Here is an 11,545-nt window from a genome sequence, read left to right as displayed (position 1 = left end):
GCGGGGGTGGTCCAGCCGCGGACTGGCTGACGGCCCGCGGCTGGACCACCCCCGCACGGCTGGCCCTGACCGGGACGTCCAACGGCGGGCTCCTCGTGGGCGCCGCCGTGGTGCAGCGCCCGGACCGGTACCGGGCCGTGAACTGCGCCGCCCCGCTGCTCGACATGGTGCGCTACGAGCGCTTCGGCCTCGGGCGGGCCTGGGTCCACGAGTACGGCAGCGCGGCGGTGGAGCGGGAACTGGAGTGGCTGCTGTCGTACTCGCCGTACCACCACGTCCGCCCCGGAGTGCGGTACCCGGCGGTCCTGCTGTCGGCGTTCGACAACGACACCCGCGTCGATCCGCTGCACGCCCGCAAGATGTGCGCGGCCCTTCAGCACGCGGCGGTCGACGACGCCGAGATCGTGCTGCGCCGTGAGGACCTGGGCCACGGGGCGCGCTCGCGCAGCGAGGCGGCCGGGTACGCGGCAGACGTGCTGACGTTCCTCGGCGCCGCCACAGGACTGCGGCCGCGGGAGCTGCCCGCCCGGTGAGGGCGGGCGGCTCCCGCGGCCGCGCGGTCGTGCCCCCGGGTCAGTTGAACGCCTCGGGCACCCACAGCCGGGCCGCCGCGTCACGGGCGACGAGGAAGCCGGCGATGGCGAGGATCCACCCGGTGGCGCCGGTCGCCCGCTTGGAGATCCAGGCGTTCATGCGCTGCAGCGCGGGTTCGACGGCCGAGCGCAGCAGTACCCGTCCGGCCAGGAGCACCACGGCGGGCACCACCATGACCAGGCAGTAGCCGGCCAGCAGCGTGGTGATCTCGACGGTGTTCAGCCCGGAGGTCGTCAGCATGCTGATGGCGCCGAGGTACGGCAGCATCGTCGCCACCTCGGCGAGCCCGGCCAGCAGGGCGAGCCCCACCATCCAGCCCGCGGAGGAGTTCGAGCCGACGCGGTCGCGCCACTTGCCGGTGCTGTTCTTGCCCTTCTTCTCCTGGCGCTTGGGGTCGAAGCGGAAGCTCAGCAGGAACAGGCCGACACCGACACCGAGCTGGATCCACAGCCCGGTCCTGGCGTCCAGGGCCTCACCCGCGACGGAGAACAGGTTGTCGGCCCCGTAGACGATGGCGAGGCCCACACCGAAGTAGAAGACGGTGATGGTCACGAGATAGACCAGCACCTTGCCGACGTTGAAGCGTCCTGGGGCCAGCAACAGCCACACGGGGATGAACAGGGTGCCCATGCTGGTGCTGTCGAGCAGGGCCAGACCGGCCAGCGACAGCAATAACGCGGTGCTCAAAGGGGTTCTCCTCGGTCTTTCCGATCGTCCATCAGTCGGTCCAGGTAGCGGCTCAGCAACTGCCGTACGTGGTCGGGTCTCAGCAGTTCGGGCTCGACGGCTCGCTGGACGGTCAGACCGTCGGCGAAGGCGATCAGCGCGAAGGCCTCGGTGCGGGGGTCGAGGTCGGCGGGCAGCCGGCCGAGCCGCTGCGCGAGGGCCAGCGCCTCCGCGCACCGGTCGCGGATCTCCCGTGAGCCGGCGGAGTGCACCTCCCGCAGCGCGGGGTGGTAGGCGGCCCGCGCGAGGAAGGCCAGCCAGATCCTGGCCTCGGTCCCGGTGCCCTCGTCGGCGCCCGTGAGGACGCCGAGGGAGGTCAGCAGCCGCTGCTTGACGTCGTGCGGGGCGCACGTCTCCAGCAGGGTCGCGACACGGGTGTTCATCGCCTCGCCGACATACTGCGCGGCGAAGACCAGCAATTCGTCCTTGGTCCGGAAGTACGTCTGCACCAGGCCCGTGGTCGCGCCGAGTTCCCGCGCGATGCGCGGGATGCTGGCGGCTTCCAGGCCTTCCGACTCGACCACTCGCAACAGTGCCTGAGCCACCTGCCGACGTCGTTCCACAGGGTCTGCGTAACGTGGCACAACGTTAGATTAAGCTCTTAATCTAACGAGGGTCAACGAGGCCCCGGGCCGGCCCCGCCGCCGGGACCATGCCGATTGGCCGGATCAACTCGCTTGCAGAGAAGGCAGGTTGGATGGCGAACACCCCGTACCGCCGGTCACCGCGGCGCGGTCCGCGCCCTGGGCGCGCGGGGTCAGCCGTCCTTGCGGGCGGCGACCTTCACCAGGGTGCGCACGCACAACTCCCGTGCCTCGCGCGGGGAGCGGGAGCCGGTGAGCGGATAGACGCGGGCGGTGTACAGCGCTGCCCAGGTGTGCAGCGCGATCCAGTCCGGATCCAGCCGGGGGTCGATGCTGCCGTCGGCGCGCCCCCGTTCGAGCACCGAGGCGACGACGGCGTCCTCGGGTGTCGCGCCCCAACTGCCGCTGGGCTGTTCCTGGAGCCACCAGGAGAACACCTCGTCGGAGTCGACGAGTTCGGAGCAGAGTCGCGCGTACGCCTCCAGGCCCGTGCCCTCGTCCAGCCGTGCCCTTCCGAGCACGGCTCTGTACTCGGAGTGCACGAACGCGTGGATGCCCTCGACCAGGGCGGTGCGGTCGGAGTAGTAACGGTGCAGCGTGCTCCGGGCGACTCCCGCCGCCGCCGCGACCTCGCCGAGGGACGCCGCCGGGGACCGTGTGAGCACGGCGATCCCGGCGCGCAGGATCGCCAGGCGCGTCCGTTCCCTGGTGCGGCTCTCCTGAATGCTGCTCACCACGGCACGAGCGTAGGCAGCCGTGGCGCGGAACGGGGCACCCTTGACAAGAATGAGACACCACTGACTCACTATCGGCATGGATGATTCATTATCGTCCCGCGTCGACCTACGTCGGCGCGTGGCACTCTTATGGGGCCTCGCACGCCCCAACCGGAACGTCCTCCTCGCCGCCCTCGCCCTCGCCCTGGCGTCCTCCGCCACCGGGCTCGTCGCCCCGCTGGCGACCCGGTCGGTCCTCGACACCCTCGACCGCGGCGACTCCCTGGTCCGGCCCGTCCTCCTGCTCGTCGCCCTGCTGGTCACCGGCGCCGTCCTCGGCCGCGCCCAGTGGGCGCTGCTCGGCCGCGTCGCCGAACGCGTCGTCCACGACGCCCGCACGACGATGGTCCGCCGCTATCTCCGGGCCCAGGTCTTCCCGTTGCTCGCCCGCCCCGCCGGGGACCTCGTCACCCGGGTCACCTCCGACTCCGTGCTGCTGCGCCAGGCCGTCTCGACCAGTGTGATCACCCTGGTCAACGGCGTGGTCCTGGTGGTCGGTTCGCTCGTGCTGATGGCCGTGCTCGACCTGGTGCTGGTGCTCGCCACCCTGGTGGCCGTCGTCGTGGTGGTCACCCTGTTCACCTCGCTGATGCCCGGTATCGCCCGCGCCCGGGAGCGGTCGCAGAGCTCCCTCGGCGCGCTCGGCGCCGAACTGGAGGGCACACTGCGCGCGGTCAGGACGGTGAAGGCCGCCCGCGCCGAGGGACGCCAGCTCGCCCGGCTCACGGAGCACTCCGAACGGGCCCGCGCGCAGAGCATGGTGGCCGTACGGCGCGAGTCGACGGTGTGGGCCGTCTCCTGGGCCGGGGTCCAGGCGGCGATCATCGCGGTCCTCGCCCTGGGGGCCTGGCGGGTCTCCGGGGACGCGATGACCGTCCCCACCCTGATCGCCTTCCTGCTGTACACCTTCGGGCTCCTCGACCCCATCGTGGGCATGAGCACCAGCCTCAGCACCCTCCAGGCCGGTCTCGCCGCGGCGGCCCGCATCCACGAGGTGGACACCCTGGAGGCCGAACCGGAGGCACGGGGGAGCGCGCCCGGCGACCTGGCGGGGCGGATCGCCGCCCTCCCCGCGCACGCCCCCCTCGTCGAACTGCGCGGAGTGACCGCCGGATACGGCACCGGCGCCGAGGTCCTGCGGGGCCTCGACCTCGCCGTGCCCCGGCGCGGCCATGTGGCCCTCGTCGGCCCCTCGGGCGCCGGCAAGACGACGGTGTTCTCCCTCATGCTCGGCTTCGTCCTGCCCTCGGCCGGCGAACTCCGGCTGGCGGACGTCCCGTACGCCCGCCTCGGCACCGACGAGGTGCGGCGCCATCTGGCCTACGTGGAGCAGGAGACGCCCGTGGTGCCGGGCACGATCCGCGACAACCTGCTGTTCGTGAACCCCGACGCCGACGAGGCGGAGGTGACGGCCGTACTCGAGCGCGTCCGGCTCGCCGACACCGTCGCGGCCCTGCCGAAGGGGCTCGACACCCCCCTGCGCGACAGCTCCCTCTCCGGCGGCCAGCGCCAGCGCGTCGCCCTGGCCCGCGCGCTCCTGGCGGACGCCGAGGTCCTGCTCCTGGACGAGGCGACGGCCCAGCTCGACGGCCTCACCGAGGCAGCGATCCAGGAGGCCGTACGGGAGCAGGCGCGGCGCGGCCTCGTCGTGACGATCGCCCACCGGCTGTCCACCGTGCTGGACGCCGACGAGATCGTGGTGATGGAGGCGGGCCGGGTCGCCGCGCGCGGCACGCACACCGGACTCCTGCGGACCAGCGCCCTGTACCGCGCGCTGGTGGCGGCACTGAAGATCGAGACAGGTGACACCGCGACCGCGGCGGGCGCCGCTCCGTTGCAGCGGTGAACACACCGGGCCGATCGTTTCCTGTTGCACCCATCGAAATGAGCCAATGAATGGCCCTGCTTGTCGCCTGAAAATGGCACCAAAACAACACCGAAAGACCCCGGCGGTACGCTCGCCATTGTTCAGGTCGCTTCGGTGGCCGCTTTTATGGAGAGGAAGTCACATGTTACGGACCGGTATTCACGCGGTGGCCGCCATCTGTACGGCACTGCTGGCCACCACCCTCGCCCTCGTGGCCCCGGCCGCCGCGCAGGCGGCGACGCCGGGCGTGTCCGCCAGCTTTACAGGGGGTGAATTAAGCGGTGCGACCCCTGTACAGCCCCTCGGGGAGCGGAACGAGAGCGACCTGCCCTGGACGAATCCCGCGGGCCGTGAGTTCCCCTGGACCTGAGGCTGGCGCGAACGCATCGAAATGCAGCTGAAAACCATTCAACACTTCATCCGGGATTTGGCGGGAAACGCGCGTCTCGGATGAGCCAGCAATGGCAACGAATCACGTGTCAGCGCGTACGGTGATGTTCCCCCTCCCCCTTTCCCGTGTGGCAGCACGGCCAAGGGGGGTGACGGGCGGAAGGTTGCTCAAGGTGACGGAGGGTGTCTCGTTGCGCCGGTTGTCCTTCAGGGTGCTCGGCCCGCTCAAGGCCGAGATCGAGGGCGAACCGCTCGCGCTCGGCGGAGCACGACAGCGGAAGGTCCTCGCGATGCTCGTCCTGTCGGCCGGACAGGTCGTCTCCGTCGACAGCCTGACCGAAGCCGTGTGGCAGGGGGCACCCCCGACGACCGCCCGCAACCAGATCGCGATCTGTATCACGGCGCTCCGGAGGATCTTCCGGAGCGCCGCCGTCGACGACGAACTCATCAGGACCGCCCACCACGGATACACCCTCATCCAGGGCGACCACCGCATCGACGTACAGGCCGCCCACGCCCTGCTCGCCGAAGCCCGCACCGCAGCCGCCGAGGGCCGCACCGAGGAGGCCGCGAGCTGCTACGAACGGCTGCTCGGCATGTGGTACGGGCCGCCCCTCGAAGGGCTCACGGGCGGCCACCTCGACCACGCCACCGCCCGCCTCGGCGAACTGTGGCTCGATCTCAACGAGGAGTACGCCGCCCTCCAGGTCCAGCTCGGCCGCTACCGGGCGGCGGCCAACCGACTCGTCACCCTCGTCGAGGAGCACCCCCTGCGCGAACAGGCCCGGCTGCATCTGATGTCGGCCCAGCACCTCGCCGGCCGGCGCGCCGACGCCCTGGAGACCTACCGCGCCGGACGCAAGGTCCTGGTGGAGGAGCTCGGCATAGAGCCGGGCCCCGCGCTCCAGCAGCTCCACCGGCGCATACTGCAGGACTCGGAGACGGCCGTCACCCGGGACCAGCCGCCGCACCCCCGCACCGCCGCACCGGCCTCGACGCCCGCACAACTGCCCCTGCCCGCCGCCGCCTTCACCGGCCGGGAGGAGGAGATCGCCCTCCTCGACGAGCTGGCGCACACCTCCGCCTCCGCCGAACCCCTGGCGATCGCCGCGCTCTCCGGGGCCAGCGGCGTCGGCAAGAGCGCCCTCGCCATCCACTGGGCCAACCGGGTCGCCGAGCACTACCCCGACGGCCAGCTGTTCATGGACCTCTGCGGCTACGACGTGCACGAGAAACCCGTGTCCGCCATGAAGGCGCTGGACAGTTCCCTGCGCGCCCTCGGCGTCCACGGCGCCCTCATCCCCGCCGACCTCAAGGAACGCGCCGCGCTGTACCGCAGCCTGATGGACGGCAAGCGCATGCTGATCGTCCTGGACAACGTGCGCTCGATCGACCAGATCCTGCCGCTCTTCCCGGGCCGCGGCGACTGCTGCGTCGTCATCACCAGCCGCGACCCGCTGGGCGACCTCACCGGCGACTATCCCGTGCTGCGCATCTCCCTCAGACCCCTGAACACCGACGAGGCGTGCCGGATGCTGGGCGCCATGATCGGACCCGAGCGGGTCGGCGCGGAACCCGGCATGGCCGCCCGACTGGCCCAGCTGTGCGACGGCCTGCCGCTCGCCCTGCGCATCCTCGGCGCCCAACTCGTCAACAAACCGCACCGCTCGCTGTCCCAGCTGGCCGCCCGGCTCGCCGACCGCCGCCGCCGACTGGACCTGCTCAGCCCCGACCACGGCGGCCTGCGCGCCGAGTTCGCCCTCAGCTACCGCGAACTGCCCCCGGCCGCCGCCCAGATGTACCGCAGACTCGGCCTGCTGAGCCTGTCCCACTTCTCGGCCTGGGTCGGGGCGGCCGCGCTCGGCACCGACCTCGACCACGCCGAGGACCTCCTCGACGTCCTCGTCGACGCCCAACTGCTGGAGGTGTCCCCGCACGGCCGGCTCGGCAGCCCCCGCTACCGTTTCCTCGACCTGCTGCGCCTGTTCGCCTGGGAACGGGCGCACGAGGAGGACACGCCGGCCGAACGCGAGGCGGCCCTGGACCGCACCGTCGCCACCCTCCTCGTCCTCGCCGACACCGCGCACCAGCAGCTCAGCGGCAAGGGCCATCTGCCCCCGCTGCCGGGACCCGGCGACCTGCCCCTGGCGACCCGGCAGATCGAGCACATCCTCGGCTGCCCCATGGAATGGTTCGAGACGGAACGCCCGATCCTCATCGACCTGGTACGGGTCTGCGCGGAGTCCGGCCGCGCCTTCCCCGCCTGGGCCCTGGCGGCCCGGCTGGTACCACTGTGCGAGACCCGCGGCCACCCGGTCGACTGGCGCTCCACCACCGAGTGGGCGCTCATGGCCGCGCGCGAGGCGGGAGACGAACTCGGCGTCGGCATGATGCTGCGCTCCCTCGGGGCGCTCGCCATCTACCAGCGCCAGTACCAGCAGGCGGAGCCGCTCCTGGAACAGGCCATGGAACACCTGGAGGAGGCGGGCGACGTCCAGGGCCAGGCCCTGGCACTGCGCAACATCGCCGTCTGTCTCCGCTTCGCCGGCGACCTCGACCGGGCCGCAGGCCACTGCCGGGCGGCCCTCGACCTGTTCAACCAGACGGAGGACATCAGCGGCCGGGCCCACGCACTCGGACTGCTGGCCCAGATCGAGGTGGAACGGGGCAACGTCAACCTCGGCATCCGGCTCACCCGCCAGGCCATCGCCGCCAGCGAGGGCGACTACGCGCTGCGCAGCAAGACACAGAACATCTACCGGCTGGCCGAGGCCCTGCTGCGCACCGGGGAACTCAGCGAGGCCGAGCGGGCCGGACGCAAGGTCGTGCAGCTGACCCGCGACCAGGGCGACCGCATGGGGGAGGCGTACGGGCTGCGCGTCCTCGGCGAGGTCCAGTGGCGCCAGTTCTGCCTGGACGAGGCGGTGGCCACCCTGCGGGACGCCTACGAGGCCGCGGGCGGCATCGGGGACCGCTTCCTCCAGGCCCGCGTCCAGGTGGACCTCGCCTGCACGGAGGCGCTGAGGGGCGAGCGCAACACCGCGCTGCTGCACCTGTGGGAGGCCCTCGCCGCGTTCCGGCTGCTCCGGGCGCCGGTGTGGGAGGGGCACACCGTCAGGCTGCGCAAGCTGCTCGACGACCTCGGCAAGGAGACACCCGGTGTCACCCAACTGACCCGCGCGCTGCACGAATCCTGAACGGGTTCCTGAACAGGTTCCTGAACGGTGAAACGCCCCGTTCTTTCCCCGTCGTTTCCGTCGCCCGCGCTCACCGAAAGCGTCGGCAAACCGTGACTCGCTAACGTCTCCCCTGGCATGAGAGCGCTCCCATTCGGACGGATACCGCGAGTGAAGGTGAGCATCATGAACGAGCTGACGGACCTCATTTCGCATCGGTTCTCGCGGGCGGAACCCCGGAGACTCGTGATTTCGTACATGGAGGGGTTGTTGTCGAGCGAGCTGCGCAAGACCGCCTTCGCACTCGCCTCGCGCGCCAGGGAAGTCGGCCCCGACGGAATGCAGCGACTGCTGCGCACGGCGAAGTGGGACGCCGACGCCGTACGCGACGACCTCCGCGCCTATGTGCTGCGGAACACCCGTGTCCCGGCGGCCGGTCAGGGGGACCGCGACCGCGCGGTTCTCGTCACCGCCCAGCAGACCTTCGTGAAAAAGGGCAGACATTCGGCCGGGACGGCCTGGCAGTACTCCAGCGAGCACGGGCGGATGGAGAACTGTCAGATAGGGCTGTTCCTCAGCTATGTGTCGGAACACGGCACTTCGGTTCTCGACCGGGAACTGTATCTGCCGCGTGAGTGGCTGCGGGACCGGTCCCGGGGCATGTCCGCGGTCCTGCCGCAGCGGGCGCAGTACGCCTCGAAGGCCCGGCTGAACCAGCAGATGATCGCCCGGGTGCTGGACGGCGGCCCGCACCTGCCGTGGGTGAGCGTGCCGGAGCGTGAACTGTGGGACGAGGACCTCCGCCTCTGGCTGGAGGAACGGGGCGTGCCCTACGTCCTGAAGCTGAACCCCGAGGACACCGCGGCCCTGCTGCCGCGCGGCATGGCGGACGACCTGCTGGCGCCCCCGCCCGGCGGCCGGACGGCCGGGGTCAACACCCTGCCCTGGCAGACCGTGCGCCTGCGGGGCCCGGCGGCCGGCAGACGCGCCCACTGGCTGCTGATCCACCAGCCGACGGCCCCGTCCCGACGCCCGCAGTCCTATCTGTGCGCCGGCCACTCCACCACCGTCACGGAGTTCATCCGCGCGGTACGGGCCCAGGCGACCACCCAGCGCTGTCTGGCCGTCCTACGAAGAGAGGTCGGCCTGGACGCCTACCAGGTCCGCACCATCACCGGCTGGTACCGCCACACCACCCTCTCGCTCCTGGCCCACGCCTTCCGCTCGTTCTCCCAGAACCGCCCGCTCCGCGAGCCGGTCCACACCTGATCCGGCGACCGAGGGCGGCGTGTGTGCGGAAACGACCATCGGCCCCGGTCCGCTTCCGCGGGCCGGGGCCGATGTATCAGGGTGAGTGACGGGACTCGAACCCGCGACATCCTGGACCACAACCAGGTGCTCTACCAGCTGAGCTACACCCACCATGACCGGCGGTTCATCCGAAGGTTTCCCCGACCGGCCGAGAAAAAGTGTACAGGGTCTTCAGGGGTGCCCGCGCACACCTTTCCCCGCGGGGCTTCCGGGGCCCGGCAGGGCCCCCGGAGCTGGGCTAGCCCGCGGGCAGGACGTGCTTCGCGGCGATCGTGCGGGCGGTGTCGGAGTCGGGGCCGGGCTGCGGGACGAAGATCGCCTCGCGGTAGTAGCGGAGTTCGGCGATGGATTCGCGGATGTCCGCCAGCGCGCGGTGGTTGCCGTTCTTCTCCGGGCTGTTGAAGTACGCCCTCGGATACCAGCGCCGGGCCAGTTCCTTGACCGAGGAGACGTCCACGATCCGGTAGTGGAGGTAGTCCTCCAGCGTCGGCATGTCCCGCAGCAGGAAGCCGCGGTCCGTGCCCACCGAGTTCCCGCACAGCGGTGCCTTGCCCGGCTCCTTGACGTGTTCGCGGACGTACGCGAGGACCTGCTCCTCGGCGTCCGCCAGGGTCGTGCCGCCGGGCAGCGCGTCGAGCAGACCGGACGCGGTGTGCATCTGGCGCACCACCTCCGGCATGGTCTCCAGCGCCGAGTCCGGCGGGCGGATGACGATGTCGACACCGTCACCGAGCACGTTCAGCTCGGAGTCGGTGACGAGGGCGGCCACCTCGATGAGCGCGTCGTCGGACAGCGAGAGGCCGGTCATCTCGCAGTCGATCCACACCATGCGATCGTTCATGTGTCTCACCTTACGGCCCGTGACAGCCGTACGGCCCGGTCCTGCACCGGGGTGATCCAGTGCGGGACCGGGCCGTCAGTCGCCGCTGTGCGCTAGTGCGCGCTGCGCTGCCCCGGCAGCCGGCCGGTGGCGTACAGCTCCGGCTTGGCGCCGCCGTCCGCCGCGAGGGACGCCGACGGCGCCAGGGCGCTCGCCGCGGCCGTACGACGGGCCTGGAGCGGCACGCCGTGGGCGTGCTCCGGCGACACCGGGGACGGGCCGTGGTGGCCGGCCTGGCTGTCGTGCTCGACGGGCTTGTCGCCCTGCGGACGACGGGCACGGTAGGCCGCCCGGTACGCCGCGGGGGACGAGCCGAGCTGGCGGCGGAAGTGCCCGCGCAGCGCCACCGGCGAACGGAAGCCGCAACGGCCCGCGACCTCGTCCACCGAGTAGTCCGACGTCTCCAGCAGCCGCTGCGCCTGCAGCACCCGCTGGGTGATCAGCCACTGCAGCGGGGCGCTGCCCGTCAGCGACCGGAACCGTCGGTCGAACGTCCGCCGGCTCATGTACGCGCGCGCCGCGAGCGTCTCCACGTCGAACTGCTCGTGGAGGTGCTCCAGCGCCCAGGCGACGACCTCGGCGAGCGGGTCGGCGCCGATCTCCTCCGGTAAAGACCGATCGAGATAGCGCTCCTGGCCGCCCGACCGGCGCGGCGGGACCACCAGTCGGCGGGCGAGCGCGCCGGCCGCCTCGTTGCCGTGGTCCGTCCGCACGATGTGCAGACATAGATCGATTCCGGCCGCGGTGCCGGCCGATGTCAGTACGTCCCCGTCGTCCACGAAGAGTTCTCGTGGATCGACATGGACGGACGGATAGCGCTTGGCCAGCGTCGGCGCGTACATCCAGTGCGTGGTGGCCGGCCTGCCGTCCAGCAGTCCGGCCGCGGCCAGCACGAACGCACCGGTGCACAGCCCCACGATGCGGGCGCCCTCTTCGTGCGCGCGACGCAGGGCGTCGAGCGCTTCCTCCGGCGGCGGTGAGGTGATCGAACGCCATGCGGGCACGACCACCGTGCCCGCCCGCGAGATCGCCTCGAGGCCGTTCGGTGCGGTGAGTTCCAGGCCCCCTGTGGTCCGCAGGGGTCCTTCCTCGCCCGCGCACACCAGTAGGCGGTAGCGCGGTACGCCGGCGTCCTGGCGGTCGATCCCGAACACCGACAGTGGTATGGAACTCTCGAAGATGGGGCCGCCGCAAGGAGATCGTCGCGGTGCTGCTGTTCAGCGGCGGCCCCATCTTCGAGA

Annotated in this window: 9 protein-coding genes and 1 tRNA gene; 4 read left to right on the top strand and 6 right to left on the bottom strand. The window is 71.4% G+C overall.

Translation table 11 applies throughout. From position 1 onward, the window contains the following. Positions 1-533: prolyl oligopeptidase family serine peptidase (locus tag AOK23_RS25275; RefSeq protein ID WP_157878150.1), on the top strand; the 533-nt coding region annotated here is incomplete at its 5' end. 40 nt (positions 534-573) lie between these two features. Here the strand turns inward: AOK23_RS25275 and AOK23_RS25270 are convergent. From AOK23_RS25270 to AOK23_RS25260, 3 genes are all read right to left on the bottom strand, one after another. Beyond that, positions 574-1,281 (bottom strand): GAP family protein, encoded by a 708-nt coding sequence (locus tag AOK23_RS25270; protein ID WP_055714936.1) that lies wholly within the window; start codon positions 1,279-1,281, stop codon positions 574-576. After that, on the bottom strand, positions 1,278-1,865 hold the full coding sequence (locus AOK23_RS25265) for a TetR/AcrR family transcriptional regulator (RefSeq protein WP_206336288.1): 588 nt from the start codon (positions 1,863-1,865) through the stop codon (positions 1,278-1,280). Before AOK23_RS25265 ends, AOK23_RS25270 begins: the two co-directional genes overlap by 4 nt. A gap of 212 nt (positions 1,866-2,077) precedes the next feature. Next, positions 2,078-2,641, bottom strand: a complete 564-nt coding sequence (locus AOK23_RS25260; RefSeq protein WP_063791398.1) for a TetR family transcriptional regulator — start codon at positions 2,639-2,641, stop codon at positions 2,078-2,080. 118 nt (positions 2,642-2,759) lie between these two features. Here AOK23_RS25260 and AOK23_RS25255 point away from each other — a divergent pair, with 118 nt between their 5' ends. From AOK23_RS25255 to AOK23_RS25240, 3 genes are all read left to right on the top strand, one after another. After that, positions 2,760-4,526, top strand: coding sequence for an ABC transporter ATP-binding protein (locus AOK23_RS25255; protein ID WP_240496550.1), 1,767 nt, complete (start codon positions 2,760-2,762; stop codon positions 4,524-4,526). Positions 4,527-5,110: 584 nt separating this feature from the next. Beyond that, positions 5,111-8,134, top strand: a complete 3,024-nt coding sequence (locus AOK23_RS51485; RefSeq protein WP_169800330.1) for an AfsR/SARP family transcriptional regulator — start codon at positions 5,111-5,113, stop codon at positions 8,132-8,134. A 165-nt stretch (positions 8,135-8,299) separates the two neighbouring features. Next, the gene (locus AOK23_RS25240) at positions 8,300-9,382 is read left to right on the top strand and encodes an IS701 family transposase (protein WP_157878149.1); all 1,083 of its coding nucleotides are present in this window, start codon (positions 8,300-8,302) and stop codon (positions 9,380-9,382) included. Positions 9,383-9,462: 80 nt separating this feature from the next. Here the strand turns inward: AOK23_RS25240 and AOK23_RS25235 are convergent. The 3 genes from AOK23_RS25235 to AOK23_RS25225 all read right to left on the bottom strand — a co-directional run bounded on the left by AOK23_RS25235 (position 9,463) and on the right by AOK23_RS25225 (position 11,485). Further along, a tRNA-His gene (locus AOK23_RS25235) sits at positions 9,463-9,535 on the bottom strand. 127 nt (positions 9,536-9,662) lie between these two features. Then, complete coding sequence (orn, locus tag AOK23_RS25230; protein ID WP_055511897.1) at positions 9,663-10,265, bottom strand: oligoribonuclease; 603 nt, start codon at positions 10,263-10,265, stop codon at positions 9,663-9,665. Positions 10,266-10,357: 92 nt separating this feature from the next. Beyond that, positions 10,358-11,485, bottom strand: a complete 1,128-nt coding sequence (locus AOK23_RS25225) for a helix-turn-helix domain-containing protein (protein WP_055714929.1) — start codon at positions 11,483-11,485, stop codon at positions 10,358-10,360. Between the last annotated feature and the right edge of the window lie 60 nt (positions 11,486-11,545).

Source organism: Streptomyces torulosus (assembly GCF_001419765.1).
GTDB lineage: Bacteria > Actinomycetota > Actinomycetes > Streptomycetales > Streptomycetaceae > Streptomyces > Streptomyces torulosus.
The sequence above is the reverse complement of the archived record's forward strand: the minus strand, read 5'-3'. Positions and strand labels throughout refer to the sequence as shown.

What these genes read in the sequence shown, in the direction of transcription:
- AOK23_RS25240 (WP_157878149.1), top strand. Translation starts at nt 8,300, where the DNA reads ATGAACGAGCTGACGGACCTCATTTCGCATCGGTTCTCGCGGGCGGAA.
- orn (WP_055511897.1), bottom strand. Translation starts at nt 10,265, where the DNA reads ATGAACGATCGCATGGTGTGGATCGACTGCGAGATGACCGGCCTCTCG.